17 protein-coding genes and 1 tRNA gene are annotated in these 19,440 nt (G+C 65.5%); 6 read left to right on the top strand and 12 right to left on the bottom strand.

Features of this window, described 5'->3' with window-relative positions; genetic code table 11:
• Window positions 1-8: 8 nt before the first annotated feature.
• The 5 genes from BIU82_RS18685 to BIU82_RS18665 are packed head-to-tail and all read right to left on the bottom strand — an operon-like array spanning window position 9 to window position 2,618.
• Window positions 9-710 carry an alpha-ketoglutarate-dependent dioxygenase AlkB gene (locus BIU82_RS18685; RefSeq protein ID WP_070350973.1) on the bottom strand — a complete coding sequence of 234 codons (702 nt, stop codon included), beginning with the start codon at window positions 708-710 and terminating at the stop codon, window positions 9-11.
• Entirely contained in the window at window positions 707-1,315 is a 609-nt protein-coding gene (locus BIU82_RS18680) for a methylated-DNA--[protein]-cysteine S-methyltransferase (protein WP_070350972.1), read from the bottom strand. The genes BIU82_RS18685 and BIU82_RS18680 overlap by 4 nt, the downstream gene beginning before the upstream one ends.
• Window positions 1,312-1,815 (bottom strand): RNA polymerase sigma factor, encoded by a 504-nt coding sequence (locus BIU82_RS18675; protein WP_070350971.1) that lies wholly within the window; start codon window positions 1,813-1,815, stop codon window positions 1,312-1,314. Before BIU82_RS18675 ends, BIU82_RS18680 begins: the two co-directional genes overlap by 4 nt.
• Entirely contained in the window at window positions 1,815-2,324 is a 510-nt protein-coding gene (locus tag BIU82_RS18670) for a methylated-DNA--[protein]-cysteine S-methyltransferase (RefSeq protein ID WP_070350970.1), read from the bottom strand. The genes BIU82_RS18675 and BIU82_RS18670 overlap by 1 nt, the downstream gene beginning before the upstream one ends.
• A 42-nt stretch (window positions 2,325-2,366) precedes the next feature.
• Complete coding sequence (locus BIU82_RS18665; protein ID WP_070350969.1) at window positions 2,367-2,618, bottom strand: cell division protein CrgA; 252 nt, start codon at window positions 2,616-2,618, stop codon at window positions 2,367-2,369.
• A gap of 251 nt (window positions 2,619-2,869) precedes the next feature.
• Between BIU82_RS18665 and BIU82_RS18660 the strand changes: the two genes are divergently transcribed.
• The 3 genes from BIU82_RS18660 to BIU82_RS18655 are packed head-to-tail and all read left to right on the top strand — an operon-like array spanning window position 2,870 to window position 4,425.
• Window positions 2,870-3,613, top strand: a complete 744-nt coding sequence (locus tag BIU82_RS18660; RefSeq protein WP_253182853.1) for a class E sortase — start codon at window positions 2,870-2,872, stop codon at window positions 3,611-3,613.
• Between the two features lie 3 nt (window positions 3,614-3,616).
• Window positions 3,617-3,787, top strand: a complete 171-nt coding sequence (locus tag BIU82_RS19995) for a hypothetical protein (RefSeq protein WP_171906588.1) — start codon at window positions 3,617-3,619, stop codon at window positions 3,785-3,787.
• Complete coding sequence (locus BIU82_RS18655) at window positions 3,784-4,425, top strand: aminodeoxychorismate/anthranilate synthase component II (RefSeq protein ID WP_070350967.1); 642 nt, start codon at window positions 3,784-3,786, stop codon at window positions 4,423-4,425. Before BIU82_RS19995 ends, BIU82_RS18655 begins: the two co-directional genes overlap by 4 nt.
• Window positions 4,426-4,506: 81 nt before the next feature.
• On the opposite strand, the gene pknB is transcribed toward BIU82_RS18655, so the two are convergent.
• From pknB to BIU82_RS18620, 7 genes are read right to left on the bottom strand one after another with little or no spacing between them, the layout of a single operon-like run.
• On the bottom strand, window positions 4,507-6,429 hold the full coding sequence (gene pknB / locus BIU82_RS18650) for a Stk1 family PASTA domain-containing Ser/Thr kinase (RefSeq protein ID WP_253182851.1): 1,923 nt from the start codon (window positions 6,427-6,429) through the stop codon (window positions 4,507-4,509).
• Window positions 6,430-6,483: 54 nt separating this feature from the next.
• Complete coding sequence (locus BIU82_RS18645) at window positions 6,484-8,304, bottom strand: protein kinase (RefSeq protein ID WP_070350965.1); 1,821 nt, start codon at window positions 8,302-8,304, stop codon at window positions 6,484-6,486.
• Entirely contained in the window at window positions 8,301-9,758 is a 1,458-nt protein-coding gene (locus BIU82_RS18640; protein WP_070350964.1) for a penicillin-binding protein 2, read from the bottom strand. Before BIU82_RS18640 ends, BIU82_RS18645 begins: the two co-directional genes overlap by 4 nt.
• Window positions 9,755-11,122 (bottom strand): FtsW/RodA/SpoVE family cell cycle protein, encoded by a 1,368-nt coding sequence (locus BIU82_RS18635; protein ID WP_070350963.1) that lies wholly within the window; start codon window positions 11,120-11,122, stop codon window positions 9,755-9,757. The genes BIU82_RS18640 and BIU82_RS18635 overlap by 4 nt, the downstream gene beginning before the upstream one ends.
• A complete protein-coding gene (locus tag BIU82_RS18630) occupies window positions 11,119-12,702 on the bottom strand; it encodes a PP2C family serine/threonine-protein phosphatase (protein WP_070350962.1) in 1,584 nt (527 codons plus the stop codon). The genes BIU82_RS18635 and BIU82_RS18630 overlap by 4 nt, the downstream gene beginning before the upstream one ends.
• A gap of 2 nt (window positions 12,703-12,704) precedes the next feature.
• On the bottom strand, window positions 12,705-13,184 hold the full coding sequence (locus BIU82_RS18625; RefSeq protein WP_070350961.1) for an FHA domain-containing protein: 480 nt from the start codon (window positions 13,182-13,184) through the stop codon (window positions 12,705-12,707).
• Complete coding sequence (locus BIU82_RS18620) at window positions 13,181-13,930, bottom strand: DUF3662 and FHA domain-containing protein (protein ID WP_070350960.1); 750 nt, start codon at window positions 13,928-13,930, stop codon at window positions 13,181-13,183. The genes BIU82_RS18625 and BIU82_RS18620 overlap by 4 nt, the downstream gene beginning before the upstream one ends.
• Before the next feature lie 373 nt (window positions 13,931-14,303).
• Here BIU82_RS18620 and BIU82_RS18615 point away from each other — a divergent pair.
• The 3 genes from BIU82_RS18615 to BIU82_RS18605 all read left to right on the top strand — a co-directional run.
• Window positions 14,304-14,386: transfer RNA gene (locus BIU82_RS18615), tRNA-Leu, on the top strand.
• Between the two features lie 145 nt (window positions 14,387-14,531).
• Complete coding sequence (locus BIU82_RS19440) at window positions 14,532-15,917, top strand: M23 family metallopeptidase (protein WP_083292421.1); 1,386 nt, start codon at window positions 14,532-14,534, stop codon at window positions 15,915-15,917.
• A 639-nt stretch (window positions 15,918-16,556) separates the two neighbouring features.
• Window positions 16,557-19,440 (top strand): choice-of-anchor G family protein (locus BIU82_RS18605; protein ID WP_171906587.1); only part of this gene is annotated, 2,884 nt, incomplete at its 3' end.

Below are 19,440 nucleotides of genomic sequence, written 5' to 3'. Positions count from 1 at the left end.
CGCCGAAGCTACGACATTCCCGTGACGCGCATGGTGATGTTGATCCGTCCGCCGTCCAGGCCGCACTCCGCAGGCGCCGTGCCTGGATGCACTTTGACGACGCCGTGATAGGCGAAACGGGAGGCTCCGCCAAAGACAAAGAGGTCTCCGGAGCGCAGGGTTATATCCGTGTGCGGTTTCCCGCGCCCTCCCGTATTCCCGAAGCGGAAGACGCAGCTGTCTCCGATACTCAGCGAAACCACGGGCGCTGCGGAACGTTCGTCCTTGTCCTGGTGCATGCCCATCCTGGACGCTTCGCCGTAGTAATTCACCAAGGCCGTATCCGGCGTGTAGCCAGCTGCCGTTTCCGGCGCGGCCCCGGCCGCGGCCAGGGCCTTGCGGCCCAGCCGGACCATCCAGTCCGGAAAATCCAGTACCCGCCGGCCGTTCACGTCGAAGGCCTCCCGCGTGTACCGGTAAGGCTGCCAGTGCCAGCCAAGGCAGACGGTCTGCACGGACATCGGATGCCCGCCCGGCAGCACAGCCGCACGAGGCGGAACCGGGCCGGCCGCCCACTCGCGGAAGCGGTCCACGATCCAGCGCTGCTGCTCCGTATCCAGCCATCCCGGCACATGGACGGCGCCTTCGGCGATACGGTGCGGACCGGCGTCGGGCACGGAAATCAGCTCGGCAGGAAACAGCGCCTCCCCGGGAACATCCGGTCCGGTCATGCCGCCTCCAGTGCCAGCAGGGTGCGCTTGGCGTCCGGCCCGCCCAGGTATCCGCCGAAGGAACCGTCAGAGCGCACCACCCGGTGGCACGGCACGACGACGGGCAGCGGGTTGGTGGCACAGGCGGAACCGACGGCGCGCACCGCCTTGGGACTGCCCGCCGCGAGAGCCACCTGGGCGTAGCTTTCGGTGCTGCCGTACGGGATCTGCGGCAGGTGCTCGAGCACGCTCAGGCGGAAGCCCCGGCTCAGGCTGAAATCAAGCGGGACATCGAAGCTGTGGCGGGAACCCGCGAAATATTCGTCGAGCTGGCGGGCCGCGGCGTCAAGGCGGGACGGGTTCTCCAGGACGCGCGGACCGAGCCTGTCCGCGAGGGCCTGGAGCACGGCGTCGTGATCCTCGAGCGCGAAGGCGACGCGCACCAGTCCGCGCTCCGTGGCGGCCAGCAGCAGCGGGCCGATCGGGGAATCGACGGTGCGGTAGGCGACGTCGAGCAGGTGCTGTTCCGCTGCGGCAGCCGCGAGGCGGGCGTGCAGGCGCTCAAGGGTGCCGGGCCCTGCCGGGTCCAGGGAAGCCCCGAGTTCGGCGGGAAGTTGTGTGGTCATGGGAGCGCTCCTTTCGAAGCAGGGCTGCCGGTTTCGGTGAGGACGGCCCGGAGTGCCTTGACGCCATCTGCGCCGGCGCGCCGCGCTGCTTCGGGCGTGACGCCCAGCAGCGTGGAGATTTCCTTGTACGGCAGTCCCGCGAGGTAGTGGTACGCCACGGCCTGCCGCTGTTTGGGCGGTAGCTGCCCGACGGCGTCGAGCACTTCCGGGTGCCCGTCACCCGGATTGCCGAGCGGCGATTCACGGGCCGGCAGTTCATCCAGGGGAACCGCTTGGCGCTGCCGGATGCGGAGGACGTCGATGGCCTTGCGGTGGGCGATGGTCACCAGCCAGGCCTGGAGGTTGGCGTCGTCGGGAAGCTCCGGGTAGGCCTTGAGGGCTGACAGGAAGGTTTCGGACCACGCGTCCTCGGCGTCGTGGGCGCCCAGCACGGCCCGGCAGACCCTGAGCACTACGGCGCCGTGCGCGGCGACGACCTTCTCGAAGGGCGGCTTGCCCATCAGAAGAGCTTGCTTTCCCTTACCGCTGCCGGCTCCTCCAGCTCAAGCAGGAAGCGCTTGTTGGACAGCCCGCCGGCATATCCGGTGAGCCGGCCGCCGCTTCCCACGACGCGGTGGCAGGGAATGACGATGCTGAGGGGGTTCCGGCCAACGGCCGAGCCGACGGCCTGGGCAAGGTTGGGATCTCCCAGTTCGGCGGCAAGGGCACCGTAGGTGATGGTTTCGCCGTATGGGATGTTTTCCAAACGGGCCCAGACGCGTTCCTGGAACTCGTTGCCGGTGGCCTTGTACTCCAGCTCGAAGGCGGTCCGCTCGCCTTGGAGGTATTGCCGGACCTGCGCGATGGCCGGTGCGAAAACCGGGTCCTCAGGCGTGGTCGGGTCCCCAAAGAATTCCTGCGGCGGCATATGCCAGTGGCCTTCGTAGAAAATACCGCTGAGCACGCCGTCGCGCGAGGTGAAGGTGAGTTCCCCCAGAGGGGAGCCGATGGTGGTGTGCCTGGTGGTCATATCAGGTAGACGGTTCAGGCGGGCGGAATGTGAGGTTGCTGCTTAGGAGCGCCAGCGGGTGGTCATCAGGAAGCCGATGATCGCGATGCCGAAGCCGGCCACGATGTTCCAGGACTCCCAGGCTGCCACGGGGAACTGGCCGCTGGTGATGTAGAAGGTGATGATCCACAGCAGGCCGATGATCATCAGGCCGAACATGACCGGCTTGAACCAGACCGGGTTGGGCTTGTACTGCTCCTTGGCGGCCGTCTCTACAGTGCGGGCGGGCCGCTTGCGGGGCTTGGACTCGGGCACGGTTCCTCCTTGGCCGGCTGAATGAAGGGCCGCGTGCTGGCTTGGTATCCTGCAGGGAGGAAAATTCCAGCGGTCTATGCGTTCGCGGTACTTCCGGGTTCGTCTCTAGCTGCCAAGTCTAGCCGGACTTCGGAGGCGTTCCGCGCGGCCCGGTCCAGGACAGAGGAGGCCCCGTGGTGCAGCAGCAGTCGGAGGCATCCACTGCCGTGCCCGGGGACACCCTGCCCGCAGCCGGGCGGCCCCGCCAGCAATTGCGGAAGCGCCGGATCACGCCTGCCGACGTCGCCCGCAAGATCCTCCAGGTCTTCGGTGAACTGCTCCTGACCGCCGGCGTGGTTCTTCTGTTGTTCGTGGCCTGGGAACTCTGGTGGACCAACGTTGAGGCCGATGCCAAGCAGGGCCAGGCCATCGAAAAGTTCGCCAAGGACTTCACCGGGCCCGTCACTCCCCCGGCCAAGAAGGTGGACTACGGCAAGCCGAAGGTCACCGCGGCCCCGGGCTACGGGGAAACGATCGGCGTGATGTACGTGCCGCGCTTCGGCAAAGAGTACTCGCGGCCCATCATCCAGGGCACAGGCGTGGACGTGCTGGACTCCCTCGGCCTGGGCCACTACGAAGGAACCACCATGCCCGGCGCTCCCGGCAACTTTGCCGTAGCGGGCCACCGGCAGACCCACGGCGCCGTGCTGGACAACATCCACCAGCTGGTTCCCGGGGACAGGATCTACGTCCAAACCAAGGACGGCTACTACACGTACGTGTACCGGAACAACCAGATCGTGCTCCCCTCCCGTACCGACGTGCTGCTTCCGGTGCCCACCAAGGAAGACGCCAAGCCCCGGGACAGTTACCTCACCATGACCAGCTGCAATCCCCGCTTCGGTGCCCAGGAACGCATCATCGCGTACTCGCTCCTCGAAAGCTGGCAGCCGGCCTCCGCCGGACCGCCGCCGGAAATCGCCGCCCTCGTGGCCAAGAACCATGGAAAGGCCTGACGCATGTACGGATGGATTTTCCGCCACCTCCCGGGCCCCCTGTGGGTACGCATCATCACCTCGCTGGCGCTGATCGCCGGCGTCCTGGTCCTGATGGTGCAGTTCCTCTTCCCTTGGATGTCCCAGTTCACCACCCTTACCGACTCAACGATTGGTTCAGCACAGCAGCCATGAGCACTACTAAAATCCTCGTCGTCGACAACTACGACAGCTTCGTCTACACCCTGGTGGGCTACCTGCAGGAACTCGGTGCCGAAACCACCGTGGTCCGCAACGACGACGTGACCCTCGCCGAAGCGATCGAACTCGCCGAGGCCCGGGACGGCGTCCTGGTCTCCCCCGGCCCGGGAACCCCCGCGGAAGCCGGCGTCTGCATCGAGCTGATCAAGTGGTGCGGGGAGAACAACAAGCCCATGTTCGGCGTCTGCCTCGGCCACCAGGCCCTTGCCGAAGCCTACGGCGGCACCGTGACGCACGCCCCGGAACTCATGCACGGCAAGACGTCTCCCGTGCAGCACGAAGGCAAGAGCGTCTTCGCGGGCTTGCCTTCTCCCGTCACGGCCACCCGGTACCACTCGCTGGCTGCCGTCCGCGAAACCATTCCGGACGTCCTGGAGATCACCGCGGAAACCCCGAACGGCGTCATCATGGGCCTGCAGCACAGGACGGCTCCGCTGTGCGGCGTGCAGTTCCACCCGGAATCCGTCCTCACGGAAGGCGGCTACCAGATGCTCGGCAACTGGCTTGAGTCCTTGGGCATGGCCGGCGCCGCCGCGAAGGCCGGAACCCTCAGCCCGCTGATCCAGCGCTAAGGTTCCTCGAGCAAGCTCGCAAAGCGAAGGGCCGGCGGCAGGATTTCTCCTGCCGCCGGCCCTTTTTGCTTGTCTTGCCGTTTAGCCTCCGGTGCCGGGCAGCCCGATCAGGCCGTCCTTCTTGCCCTTGCTCTCCGTCGGCTTGGGCGTCGGCTCTTCCGAAGGCTCTTCCGGCGTCGGGGTGGGTGTTGGTTCCGGTGCCGGGGCCTTGGCCACCGTTACTGTGATTTCGCTTGCCTGTTCCACGAGGGATTTCGCGGCGCTGCTTTGCGCGGTCACCTTCCCCGGCGCCACCTGGCTGTTCTCTTGCTCCACGAACTTGACGGTCAGGCCAAGATCCTTCAGCGCCTTCTCGGCCTCGTCCTTCGTTCGCCCGACCAGCTGCGGCATCTCGACCTTGCCGCTGGAGATCACGAGCTCCACGGAACTTTCGGGCGCTACTGTTGCGCCGGATGCCGGGTTGCTGCTGATGACCGAGCCGGCGCGGACCGTTGGGCTGTTGGCAATCGTCGTGGTGGCAGTGAGGCCCACTTGCCGGAGCATGTCCCGGGCGGCAGCTTCCGTCTGACCGGCCAGGTTCTTGGGCACGGCGACGGCCTTGGGGCCATCGGAAACCTTCAGCGTGACGTGGCTGCCTTCAGCCATCTCCGTGCCGACAGACGGGTCCGTGCCGACGGCAAAGTCTTTCGGGATTTTTTCGTCCCTGACCCGGACCGGGTCATCGGGAACAAGGCCTGCGTCGTAGAGCTTCTTGATGGCATCGCCCTCGCTCAGGTTTGCAACCGACGGGATCAGAACCATCTTGGGGCCTTCGGGCTTCTGGTTCATCGTGTAGTAGAGCCAGATGCCGCCGCCCGCCAGGACCAGCAGCGTAAAGAGGACAACGACGGCGGTCCACGCCCGGCGTCGTGATTTCTGCCGGCGGGTGCGCTCCCGCTCCGGCGCGAAGCCAAGCATCGGCTCATCGTCCGGTTCCTCGGTGTACCGCTCCGGGAGCGGCTCGTCCGCCGGGTCCTGCGCCGGCGCCTGGCCGTCGATGAACCCGATCCCGGTGAACCCGACCAGTGTCTCCGGTGCCGGCTCCTCCGCAGGGAGGGGCGCGACGTCGTTCGCTTCGGTGGGTGCCTCGGCCCCAGCCACAGCGGGGACGGCGACGCCGTTGAGGGCCGCGCGCAGTGCGCGCCGGAAGGCTGCGGCGTCCTGGAAGCGGTCGTCGCGCTCCTTCTGGAGTCCCTTGGCCAGCACGCTGTCCAGTGCTTCGGAAACCTCCGGGTTGAACGTGCTGGGCGCCGCCGGTACCTCGCGCACGTGCTGGTACGCCAGGGACACGGGGCTGTCGCCGGTGAACGGCGGGCGGGAGGTCAGCATTTCGAACAGCAGGCAGGCCGCAGAATAGAGGTCGCTGCGGGCATCGACGGCCTCGCCGCGGGCCTGTTCGGGCGAAAGATACTGGGCCGTGCCCACCACGGCCTGGGTCTGGGTCATCGTGGCGGCGGAATCAGCCACGGCCCGTGCGATTCCGAAGTCCATGACCTTCACGGAATCGTCGTCGCAGACCATCACGTTCCCGGGCTTGATGTCCCGGTGCACGATCCCGGCCTTGTGGCTGTACTCAAGGGCTGAGAGTACGCCGAGGCAGAGCTCCACCGCACGCTCGATGTCCAGTTCCTTGTTCCGGATCAGCTCACGGAGGGTGCGCCCGGCAACGTACTCCATGACGATGTACGGAACCCGCACATTTTCGCCATGGCCGCCGTCCACGGTGTATTCGCCGGTGTCGTAGATGGCCACGATGGACGAGTGGTTGAGGGCAGCAACGGCCTGTGCCTCGCGCTTGAACCTGGCCTGGAACTGCGGGTCCCGGGCCAGGTCCGCGCGCAGCAACTTGACGGCCACCGTGCGGCCCAGCAGGGTGTCCGTGCCGCGGTGTACATCGGCCATACCGCCACGGCCCAGGAGTTCTCCCAGTTCATACCGCCCATTGAGGACGCGCTGCTCTGTCACCGGAGGGCTGTCCTCTCTGTGTGCGGGGCCTGAACGTCGGGTATCCACGGATGCCTACTTGCTGGGTGAAGCGCTCGGAGACGGACTGGAAGGCGCTGCCTCGGCCTTGGACAGGTGGTAGACCACGGAGCTGCCTGCGTTGACTTCAGTGCCGGCGGCAGGATCCGTGCTCACGAAGGTGTTCGGAGCCTGGCCGACTTCGCCTTCAACGGGGTCGCCCTTTTCCCAACGAAGTCCGGCACCGACGATTGCCGCGCGGACCTGGGACTCGGTGGCACCTGGAGCGATTGTGGGTACGGCGACCTTCTCCGGGCCCTTCGAGTACGTGACTTCGATGGTTTCACCCTTCGCGACCGGGCCCGTTGGGTTGAGGTCGGTGACGGTGCCGGGAGTGGCCGGGTCGAAGGCTTCGATACCCTTCACCACGAATCCGAGGCCGATCAGTTCGGTCCGCACCGTCTCGTAGGGACGGCCCAAGTACTGCTCAGGAATCAGGTCCACAGTGTCCGGCGTCGACTGGGTCGGCGTCGCCGACGGCGATGTCTCCGTGGGGCTCGGCGAATCAGAGGTCGGGCTGGCTGAGGTGCTGCTCGGAACCGAACGCGACGAGCTGGCGCTGCTCGGCGCCGGCGACGTCGGGTTGAACAGGCCCATCTGGGTCAGGACCACGCCGAGGCCGACGAACAGCAGCAGGAGCAGCAACGCGATCAGCGGCCAGGTCCAGGGGCTCCGCTTCTTCCGGGGAGGCTGCGGTTCGTAGCTTTCTTCCTCTTCGAAGAGCGCGTTGGAGGAGCCCGGACCGTCGACGGAATCCAGGCTGCGCTCTGCTGCCAGGGCATCGGCGCGCGAAAGGTGATGGCCGGCCGCGGCTCCGGCGGCCCCCGCCCCTGCCGCGCCGACCACCGGGAGCGCGGAAGTCGCCGTCGTGTGCTCGCGGCCGTGCGCGGCCCCCACAATGCCCGTGGGCGCCGTCGCGATTCCGGTAGGTGCGGTGATGGGGCCGGTGGCGCCCTCGAACAGCAGCATTCCGGGAACGGCTGCGTGGGCTGCGGAAATGTTGCCCGCGCGGATGGCCTCCGCGGCCTCCGCAAGCTTGATGGCGTCCGCCGGCCGGTTCTTGGGGTCCTTGGCCAGCATGGACATCAGCAGCGCGCGCACCGGAACGGGAAGGGTGTCCGGCAGCGGTGGCGGCGCGTCGTTGACCTGGGCCAGCGCAATCGCGATCTGGGATTCGCCGGAGAACGGACGGTGGCCGGTGAGGCATTCGTAGCCGATCACGCCCAGCGAGTAGATGTCCGAGGAGCCGGTGGCGGTCTGCCCCGTGGCCTGTTCGGGCGCGAGGTATTGCGCCGTGCCCATGACCTGTCCGGTCTGCGTCAGCGGGACCTGGTCGGCCAGGCGCGCGATGCCGAAGTCGGTGACCTTCACGCGGCCGTCCGGGGTGATCAGCAGGTTTCCCGGCTTCACGTCGCGGTGCACCAGGCCCTGCGCGTGGGCAACAGCCAGCGCGCGGGCGGTTTGCGAAATGATCGAGAGCGTACGGTCCGGCGAGAGCACCTGCTCGCGCTCGAGGATGCTGCTGAGCGGCTGCCCGGGCACGAGCTCCATCACGAGGTAGGCGGAGCCTTCTTCCTCGCCGTAGTCGAACACGTTGGCGATGCCCACGTGGTTCAGGAGCGCCGTGTGGCGGGCCTCGGCCCGGAAACGCTGCAGGAATCCGGGGTCACCCGTGTATTCCTCTTTGAGGACCTTGATCGCGACGATGCGGCCCAGGACCTGGTCCTTGGCCTTCCAGACCTCTCCCATGCCGCCGATCGCAATCCGGCTGGTCAGCTGGAACCTGCCGCCGAGGGTGATTCCTGACGTAGGTCTCACTTGTTCAACACCGCCTCAAAGATCTTCTTCGCATTCGGACTGGTTAGCTGTGCGCCGGTGGTTACATCGACACCCTCGATCACGATGGTGACGGCCACCTGCGGGTCGTTGGCCGGGGCGAACCCGGTGAACCACGAGTTGTTCAAGCCGCTGTCTCCCAGCTGGGCCGTGCCGGTCTTGCCGGCCACCTCGACGCCCGGGATCGCGGCGCCGCCGCCGATGCCCTTGGAGACGACGCCGGTCATCCACTCGGTGATCTGGCGCGCGATGGCGGCACTCGTGGAGTTGCGGAGGACCTCCGGCTGCGGCTCGCTGATGACCCGCAGATCCGGGGCGCGCACCGTTTTGATGAGGTTCGGCTTCATCTGGACGCCGTCGTTGGCGATCGCCGCGGTCATGAGGGCGATCTGCAGCGGCGTCGCCTTGACGTCCCGCTGCCCGACGGCGGACTGCGCCAGTGCGGCATCGTCCAGGTCCTCAGGGAAGACACTGACAGCGGACTGCAGCTTGAGCTGCTCGCCGAAGTCCTGGCCGAAGCCGAATTTCCGGGCCTGCTCCGCGATGGCGTTCTGGCCCAAGTTGAGCGCGATGCTGGCGAACGGGGTGTTGCAGGACTGCTCCAGGGCAAAGGCGAAGTCCGCGGTGGTGCGGGTGTAGCAGTTGCCGCCGGCGTAGTTCGGCAGGGACGCCGTTGAACCAGGCAGCGGCATGCTTGCCGGGTTGGGCAGTTCGCTGTCCTTGTTGTACTTGCCGGAGTTCAGCGCCGCAGCTGTGTCGATGAGCTTGAAGACCGACCCTGGAGCCAGCAGTGCGCCCGTGGGGCCGCTGACGGACTGGTTCAGGTTGATGCCCGGGACCTGGTTGAGTTCCTCGTAGCTGGCCTTTTCCTTGGCGACGTCGTGGGTGGCGATCAGGTTGGGATCGTACGACGGCTTAGAGACCATGGCCAGGATTTCGCCAGTCTTCGGGTTGTTCACCACGATCGAGCCGCGGCGGCCTTCCGGAATCAGGTCGTAGGCGAGCTTCTGGATCTCCGGATCGAGGGTGAGCTCAACCGAGGCGCCCTTGGCCTGCTTGCCGAGGAACACCTGGCTGATGCGGTCCAGGAACAACTGGTCCGAGCTGCCTGCGAGTTCATCGCGGAGTTCCTGCTCCAGGCCGCTGGCTCCGTAGTTCCGGGAGAAGTAGCCCGTGATGCCGGCGTAGAGCTCCGGCTGGGTGTACTTGCGCTGGAAGTTGCACGTGTCGTCCCCGGGGACAGACTCGGCGATCGGCTTGCCGCCCACGATGATCGCACCGCGGTCCTTGCAGTAGTCGGCGAAGACGGCCCGCTGGTTCCACGGATTGTCATTGAGGTCGTCGGCGCCGATCACCTGCACGTAGCTGATGGCTCCGAAAATCAGGGCGAACATGGCGACTGCGGCCAGCCATGCGCTGCGGATGGACTGGTTCATGGCTGCTTCACCGCCTCAGTGGGTGCGTCCGGCATGGGAGTTGTGTCGATGGGGCTGCGGGCCGAGTGCGAAATCATCAGCAAGAGGCCCACGATGATCCAGTTCGCCAGCAGCGAGGAACCGCCGGCTGCGAGGAACGGCGTGGTGAGGCCCGTCAGTGGAATCAGGCGGGTCACGCCGCCGATCACCACGAAGCACTGCAGCGCCAAGGCGAAGGACAAGCCGCAGGCGAGCAGCTTGCCGAAGGCATCCCGGGTGCCCAGCGCTGCGCGGAAGCCGCGCGTGAACAGCAGCAGGTAGAGCAGGACGACGGCGAACAGGCCGATCAGGCCCAGTTCCTCACCGATCAGGGCGATGATCATGTCGCTGTTGGCGAACGGAACCAGGTCCGGGCGGCCGAGGCCGATACCGGTGCCGACCAGGCCGCCGTCGGCCATTCCGAAAAGGCCCTGGACGATCTGGCCGCTGCCGCCGGGACTCCGGCCGTAAACCTCCGGCGTGAAGGCGTTCCACCAGCTGTCCAGGCGGAAGGCCACGTGCGGGAAGATGCGCGAGGCGACGAAGCCGCCGCCCAGGATCAGCGCCAGGCCGATCACCACCCAGCTGATGCGGCTGGTGGCCACGTAGATCATCACGATGAACAGGCCGAAGAACAGCACCGAGGAGCCGAGGTCGCGCTGGAAAACCAGGACGCCGATGCTCACCAGCCAGGCGGTGACCATGGGGCCCATGTCCCTGAAGCGCGGGAACTGCATGGGGCCGATCTTGCGGCCGGCGAGCAGGATCAGGTCGCGGTTAGAGGAAAGATACCCCGCGAAGAATATAGCCAGGGTGATCTTCGCGATTTCACCCGGCTGGAAGGTCATCGAGCCGATCTGGATCCACACGCGCGCACCCAGGACCTCGCCCGCCGAGATGAACGGAATGAGCGGAAGAACCAAGAGGATGGCGCTGGCGGCAAGGGAAATGAAGGTAAAACGGCGCAGGATCCGGTGGTCCTTAAGGAGCCAGATCGCTGTCACGGCAACGGCTACCGCGATCAGGGTCCATCGGAGCTGGTTGTTTCCGGTGTCCGAGCCGGGCCCATCCATGCGGTGGATCAGTGCCAAGCCGAGGCCGTTCAAGGCCACCACGATCGGAAGTATTACCGGATCGGCATATTTAGCGCGCAGCCGCAGGACGACGTGAAAAGAAAGGGCGGCCACCACCAGGAGGCTCGACTGGAACCAGAAGTCGTTGTCGAACGGTGTCTCCGAGTTGAGGTCCACCATGGCGCTGGCGCCGATCCCGACGGCGAGGGCCAGGATCAGGAGGGCGAGCTCCACGTTGCGGCGCGGCTTGGGGGCTGCATCCTGCTGGATCATGGAGTCACCCCCTTACAGGGACTGGGGCTTGGTGTTGGAGACGCTGTCGTCTTTGCGCCCGGTGCCGGTTTCGCCGACGCGGTGGGCTTTGCTGGGCAGGGCGAAGGCGTGGGCATCGGAGTGGGTGTCGGAGTCGGAGTGGGCTTCCCGTCCGGCTTCTCCAGGTTCTGGACGATCCGCTGGGCAGCCTCAAGGCTCTCTGCGGGAACCGTCTGGCGGACCTTCTGCTGCTGGAACTCGGGCAGGGAACTCATCTGGAGTTCAGTGACGGATTCCAGCTTTGAAAACTGGATGGGGCCAAGGCGCTGCGAAATTCCGTTGAAGATCGCCACGCGGTTGTCGTATTCGCCCACGTAGAAGCGGGTTTGGGTCCATGCGTAGCCGAGCCACAGGCCCGCGACCATGAATATGGCCAGGACGGCGGCGGCAAGGGCAGTGAGCCAGCGGCGGCGCCGGACCGGCAGGACCAGGATTTCCTCGCGGTCCTGTTCCGCCTTGTGCGTCAGCATGGTAGCCGCGCGGCGGGCTACGCTGCGGCCGGCCACAGTCGGAATCGATCCCGTTTCGGCGGCCGTTGCTGCCGCGCCCACCAGTTCGTGCGGACGGGACGCGAGTTCTTCGCGGAGGACTTCGGCGGACAGGTGCTCGCCCAGGTGCGGGTCGGTGACCGCGGGCGGTTCGCCGGCCGCCTTCGGAGCGTCCGCATCCTGCGGCTCCGCAGAATCCGCGGCTTTCGCGCTGCTTGCTTCGTCCTCCGGGGCATCCGCAGCCGGGGTGACGATCTCGACGGCGGCCGTGCTGACGTCGTCGTCCGTTTCCTCGGCGATCTCAAGCATCACTACGGTGACGTTGTCCGGGGCGCCGTTGGCCAGCGTCAGCTGGATGAGCAGTTCGGCGCATTCGGCGAGGTTCCGTGTTTCGCGGACCACCTGCTCGACCACCGGTCCGGGCACATAATTCAGGCCGTCGGAGCAGAGCAGCCAGCGTTCGCCGGCTTCCACGTCCAGGACGTTGAGGTCCAGCTCCGGGCTGGCGTCGACGTCGCCCAGGACCCGCATCAGAACATTCTTATGCGGGTGGGTTTCTGCTTCTTCAGGGCGCAGGCGGCCTTCGTCGATGAGCCGCTGCACGAAGGTGTGGTCGACGCTGATCTGCTCGAAGGTGGTGCCACGCAGCCGGTACGCCCGGGAATCCCCGATATGCGCGAAATGCAGCTTCCTGCCCTCGAGCAGGAGCGCAGTGACGGTGGTGCCCATGCCGGCCAGTTTCGGATCCACATGGACCAGCTCGGACAGCAGCGAGTTGGCGGTCTGGATTTCGTCGGCCAGGACGGTGTCCGCGCCCTCCGGGTAGTCGTCATGGTCCAGGTGGATCATGTCGAGGACAGTGGAGGCGGACGCGACGTCGCCGCCCGCATGGCCGCCCATGCCGTCGGCGACTACGGCGAGGTGGCGGCCGGCGTAGGCGGAGTCGTCGTTCTTGGAACGCAGGCGGCCGACGTCGGAACGCGCCGCATAACGCATGATCAGCGGGCGCTCCCCGTCAGGGAGGGTGCCCTCGGGAGACTGGGGTGAAGCCATGGTTACGGCCTCAATTCAATGACCGTCTTGCCGATCCTCACGGGAACGCCAAGCTCCACCGGCAGGGCGCGGGTCAGTTGCTGGTCGGCCAGGTACGTGCCGTTGGTGGAGCCGAGGTCTTCGATGAACCAGCGGCTGCCCTGCGGGAACAACCGGGCATGCCGTCCGGAGGCGTAGTCGTCTTCCAGCACGAGGGTGGCCTCCTGTGCGCGGCCCAGCAGGATGGGGCTTGCGGCCAGCGGCAAGGTGGTTCCCTTCAAAGGACCCTCGACGACGACGAGCTGCCGCGCCTGCTGCTTTGCGGCGGGCGCGGGGGGCGCCAGTTCGGGATGCTTGCGTACTTCCCGCGCCGTGGGAGCTCCTGTGGCGGCCTTGCGCCCGATCATGAGGTCCCGCCGCATGGCGGAGACGATGCTGAAGATCAACACCCACAAAAGCAACAGGAATCCGAAGCGCAGGGCCGTGATGGTCAGTTCGCTCACGCGCGGCCCCCGGGGTTGCTGCCTGGCGGTACTGTCAAAAGCCTGAAGATGATCTTGGTCCGTCCCATCGTGATCGTGGAGCCATCGACAAGTTCCGTGCTTCCATCGACTTTCACGCCGTTGACGTAGCTGCCGTTGGTGGAACCGAGGTCCACGGCCCGCACGAAGCCGCCTTCGCTGCGGATTTCCAAGTGTTTACGCGAAACTCCGGTGTCCTCGACCAGGATGTCCGCCTCGGACGAGCGGCCCAGGACTACGGATGACGCATTGAGCGAGTAGCGCTGGCCGCCGATATCCAGGACGGGTTGCATCCTGGATGGCTCGCGCCGGGGCGCGGCAGGAACGTTGGCGCGGGGAGCAGCCGCCCCGCCGGTGCCCTTTTCGGTGCTCGAGCTGATTTCAAAGTGGCCCTCGCGCTGGGTTTCGTCCTGGCGGAAAGAGATCCGCACGGGGCCCTGCAGCGTATAGCCCTGGCTGCGCACATGCTGGATGACGACGTCGCACAGTTCTTCTGCCAGCGGCGTTCCCCACTCCTGGGCCCGGCCGAAGTCCTCCACGCTTAAGAGGACATCGAAGACGTTGGGAGCCAAGGTGCGGCCGGCCGTGATCGTCAGGGACTTGTTGTCCAGTTCGCGGCGGAGCCGGCTTGCGATTTCCACGGGCTCGACTTTGGCGCGGGAGCCGGTGGAGAAGACGCCGCGGACGGCTTTTTCGATGCCGCGCTCAACCCTGTCGAGCAGTCCCATGGTCTTCCTCCTTCCGTTCCACTGACCTGGCAAACAATCCGTGCGAAGGATGTTCCCTTCGCATCAGGCATGGACCTCTGGAGTCCCTTAAGGCATGGCCTTATGCGGGCCACTCCTTTCCCGATACTACTGGGCGTGGCTGTGAATGGCCTTAATCCACAACGGCCGGGACCTCGGAAAAGTTCGCGGCGCACGCTGGAAAGTTCCCGGTGGAACACCGGAGGGACCGCCGGAAACCCGCGAAAATCCGGGGTTTCCGCAGGGGCAGGCGGCCCGATTGGTGTTTTCACGCCAATGTCCGTTATGCTTGATCTCGCTGCTTTTGCAGGACAGAAAGCGGGGAGACCCGTGGACGTCCTTCAGAGCAAGTTGCGCGCGAGTGGCGGAACGGCAGACGCGCTGGCTTCAGGTGCCAGTGTCCGAAAGGGCGTGGGGGTTCAAATCCCCCCTCGCGCACGCAGTGAAAACACCCCGGTCTTCGGACCGGGGTGTTTTTGTTTTGCCGGAAAGTGCCTCCATGACTTGGCTTTAATTAACAGTCCCGCCAGAATGACGCCGTGTAAGCGCCCCTGTAGGAAGGGCGTCTGACTTGGGGAGTGTCATGAGTAACGGCGGTTGGCGCGCGAAGCTGAATGGTCTGGCCCGCTCGAGGTTTGTGGGATGGCTGGCATCCCTCGGCGTCGTGGGGTGCCTTGTGGCGATGGTGCTCGGCACCCAGGGTCTGCCCCCTGCAACTGAACGGCTTGAACCCGCCGCCGCCAGCGGTGCCGTGGGGCCCAAGCTCCTTGATGATTCCCGGCCGGCTTTGCCGGTCCGCGCGAATACCGGTGGAGCAACGATGGCCTTCGAGCGGCCCAACGTCCTGACCCTCACCAAGGCGCAGGCTGCTGTGCGTGGCGGGAAGGGACGTGACGTTGCGTCGGCGTCGTTGGTACGGCCGGGGCGTGGCGAGTTGTCTGCGCCGTTGGAGTCGTTGGTTCCGAGTTCCTCGTTCGGCTTGCGGGTGGATCCGTTCAGCGGGCGTGCGGGTGAATTCCATTGGGGCCAGGATTTTGCCGCGGCCTGTGGTTCGCGGGTGTACGCCGCGGATGCCGGTGTGGTGCGCGCTGTGGGTTGGCATCTGTGGGGTGGTGGCAACCGGGTCGAGATCCAGCATGCCGATGGCTTGATAACCACCTATAACCATTTGCAGGGTATTGCGGTGGTGCGTGGTGAGCCGGTGCGTGTGGGCCAGGTGATTGCCGCGGTAGGGTCCACGGGGTCCTCGACGGGGTGCCATCTGCATTTTGAGACGGTGGTGAATGGTGCGCATGTGGATCCTGCGCGGTTCCGTTTGCTGCCGGTGCGCCAGGTGGATGCCCTTGATGAAATCGAGATGGTCAGTTATGCGCCGGGTTCGGGATCCCGGGGCGAGGCTCGTCCGGGATGGGCGATTCCGGGTTCGGCCGGTGCTGGTGCCGGCCGTCTGGTAACCGGCGGCGAGCAGGAAAAGCCCTGGGATAAGGCTCCGCGGCATTCCGGCACCCCGGGTGCCCAGATTCCCCGGCCCGCGCCCCCCGGATCCGCCGGAGCAGCAAAGCCGCCGACGCGTGGCGTCGGCACCGTTCCAAGTGCGGGATCGCCGTCTAAGCCGGCGGCCCGTCCGGGAAGCACGACGCCGGGCACGTCACCTTCCGCTCCTCCCGCGCCGAAGCCCGCCGCGCCGGCGCCGAGCGCGCCGAAGCCGGCGGCACCCAAGCCGACGAGTCCGACGCCGACAGCGCCCAAGCCGACAGCACCCAAGCCCACGGCACCGGCACCGACTGCGCCCAAGCCGACGAGTCCGACGCCTACGGCACCCAAGCCGACGGCGCCCAAGCCCTCGGCGCCGAAACCCACTGCGCCGAGCGCACCTGCCCCCACCGCCCCGACGCCGACCATCCTGGATCCGGTGACTTCCATTGTTGGCGGCGTGGTTGGTGGGCTGGTGGGAGGCCTGCTCGGATAACTGCCTTTTGGAATCTCTTCATGAGGGGCCCTGAACTGGGCAAACAATCGGAATTGGCGCCATCGACGGCTTGATTCCGCCCTCTTTCCGTGAGCCTCCGTCCCGCAAAGGACGGGGGCTCGCGGTCTTTTCCGAAGAATGCGGTTTTCAATAAAACAGGTCACTGACCCGTTCTTTCGCTTTTCATAATGCGGGAATCGGCTTGTCAAATGGTGGTCTGTTCCGTGGTTGCTTGCCTCAATGCCCGGTCACGACCGGTCATGTTCCTCTGGTGAATCTTGGATAGGGGTTGATCCTGGGCGCCGCCGCCCTCCGCGAAAACAGCGTCATTTCAAGGGATCGGGCGGGTTTTTCAAGCTGAAGACGCCGCGCTTGAACGCGAGGTGAAGATCATTAACTGAAATTCATGAGGTTTACATTGACTGTCAAATGGCCGGTTGAATATCGTGACCCCTGAGTGCACCTAGGGTGCTGCTCTTTTAATGTCGGTAAGCCACTACAGAAGGGGGGGTGTGGCTCATGCGTTCGGACTCGCACAACGCAAGTGACATACCTGTTAGAAAAAAGGTGGGGTGGCGTAGGTCTTTGGCGATAGGTGTAACAACCTCGCTGATGTTCTCGGCCTACGGATTACCAGCCATGGCAGACGTAAACACACAGCCCGCGCAGCAATCAGAATCTGCGGCAAGCATCATTGACACCAGCATTCTGGGTCAGGAGCTCGCGGGCGGCGGCCAGACCAGGGCGTTGTTCCCTGGCGGACCGCTTTCCGACCAGGGAGGCCTGGACCTTTCCCTGCTCGGAAGCGAGGTCATTGACCTTGGAGGGATTCCGATCCCGCTGAGTGAACTCATTGACTTCGGCCAACTGGGCGTACTGAACTCCCAGTCACAGACCACAGATGCAAAGAATGCCCGGGCGATCTCCGGTATCGCCGGTGCTGACGGTGCAGTAACCCTTGACGGTGCGGACGGCGACTTCGGTGCCGCCCGCATCAATCTTTTGTCCCTGTTCGAGAAGGCCGGCATCGCCGGTGCCACCGATCTGCTGATCGATGAAGCGACTCTCTTGGCTGGCGCCGGTGGCGCTCAGGTCATCGCCCAGAACGGCGAGTTCCTTGATCCGGATGGCTTCGGCGGCAAGGGCCAGTACCGCGTTGCGGAGGCCAGCCTGCTCCTTCACTCGCCGACGATCGAACAGATCGCGTCCGATCTGTACGACCAGCTCGGCCAGGTGGACCAGACGATGGAAGACACCGTCAACGGCATGCTTGACCTGACCGCCCTGGCCAGCGCCCTCCCGGGCGTCACGCTGGACGCCTCGGTTGAGTCGAACATGCGTGACCAGATCTTCCAGGCGATCCTCGCCCAGCCGATCACAACCAACAACCAGGTGCTGACGGTTGACTTCAGCACCGGCAACATGACGATCCAGCTGGACCAGATCTACTCGGGCGAACGTCCCGAGGGACCGGACGCTCCGGATGGCATCAACAACCAGGCCCCGAACACCGAGGTCATCGACGACACGATCTACCCGATCATCGCCGAGACTGTGCACGACCTGATGGAAGAAGTCACGAACATTGCCGTGGGCGCCATTGCCGGCGCACTGGGAAGCGTCACGCTGAACATCACGGCAGGAATGACTACTCCGCTTGGCGGCGCAGTGGCTACGACCTCGATCAACCTGATGGGCGATCTTGGCCAGATCCAGTGCACCCCGAGCGGCTTGGGCGGTGCGGGAGTTTGTGCCACGCTGACCACCATGCTCACGGCGGCCCAGCCGATCCTGACGACCATGGTCCAGCCGATCCGGGACTTCATCCTGTCGGATGGCGGACAGCAGATCTTCGACACACTGATTGGCGGCATCAAGACCGGCGCCATCACGCTGCCGATCCGTATGCTGCTGAGCCCGTTCTTCGATGTGCTGACCCAGGCGATTTCGCTGCAACTGAACCGTCAGGTGGAAACCACCTGCTTGGCTCCGGACGGCACCACCAAGACCGCCAGCCTCGAGGTTTCGGCTCTGAGCCTTGGTCTTGCACAGGCTGTTGACGGTGCACGGCTGAACCTCGGTTCCGCCGGTGTCCGCATCGGTGCCTGCGCCGCTGCGATCAGCCCGGCGATCACCCTCGATCCCACGCAGGTTCCTGCAGGCGGCACCACGAACGTTGACGGCACCGGATTCACTCCGAACGGCGACGTCCAGATCCAGCTCCTGGATCCGAACGGCAACCCGGTGTGCACGCCTGTCACGGTTCCCGCTGACGCTAACGGTGCTTTCACCGCTGACCTTCCGATCTGCCCGGATATTGCACCCGGAAACTACACCGTGCGTGCAACGGACGTCACCACCAACACCCCGGTGACTGCTCCGCTGGAAGTTCTGCAGCCGAACGTTCAAGAGCTGAATATCGGCCTGGATCCTCCAACCGTCCCGGCTGGAGATCCGACGAACGCAACCGGTTCCGGTTACACCCCGAATGGTCCTGTGACTGTTCAGCTGCTTGATCCTGCCGGTAACCCGGTGGGCAACCCGATTCCGACGACGGCGGATGCGAACGGTGGTTTCACTGTTCCGGTTCCGACTCCGGCGGATGCTGCTCCGGGCACCTACACGGTCCGCGGCACCGACAACACCACCAACAACTCGGCTGATGCCCCGTTGACCGTGGTGGAGCCCGGTTCCCCGGTCCTGACCGTTGACCCGGCTTCTGTTCCGGCAGGCGAACCTACCAACGCCACCGGTACTGACTACACGCCGAATGGTCCTGTGACTGTTCAGCTGCTTGATCCTGCCGGTAACCCGGTGGGTGCTCCGATTCCGACGACGGCGGATGCGAACGGTGGTTTCACTGTTCCGGTTCCGACTCCGGCGGATGCTGCTCCGGGTGACTACACGGTCCGCGGTACGGACAACACCACTAACGAAGCCCCCACGGCTCCGCTGACGGTGACCGAACCCGCTGCGGCTCCGAGCATTGTTGCCGATCCCTCCAGCGTTCCTGCTGGTGATCCGACGAACGCAATCGGTTCCGGTTACACCCCGAATGGTCCTGTGACTGTTCAGTTGCTTGATCCTGCCGGTAACCCGGTGGGTGCTCCGATTCCGACGACGGCGGATGCGAACGGTGGTTTCACTGTTCCGGTTCCGACTCCGGCGGATGCTGCTCCGGGTGACTACACGGTCCGCGGTACGGACAACACCACTAACGAAGCCCCCACGGCTCCGCTGACGATTGTTGCTCCGGATGCGCCGATCATCACCGTCGATCCTTCCAGTGTTCCTGCTGGTGATCCGACGAATGCTACGGGTGCTAACTACACGCCGAATGGTCCTGTGACTGTTCAGCTGCTTGATCCTGCCGGTAACCCGGTGGGCAACCCGATTCCGACGACGGCGGATGCGAACGGTGGTTTCACTGTTCCGGTTCCGACTCCGGCGGATGCTGCTCCGGGTGACTACACGGTCCGCGGTACGGATAACACCACCAACGAAGCCCCGACGGCTCCGCTGA

It is taken from the genome of Arthrobacter sp. SW1, assembly GCF_001766675.1.
Classification (GTDB): domain Bacteria; phylum Actinomycetota; class Actinomycetes; order Actinomycetales; family Micrococcaceae; genus Arthrobacter.
The sequence above is the reverse complement of the archived record's forward strand: the minus strand, read 5'-3'. Positions and strand labels throughout refer to the sequence as shown.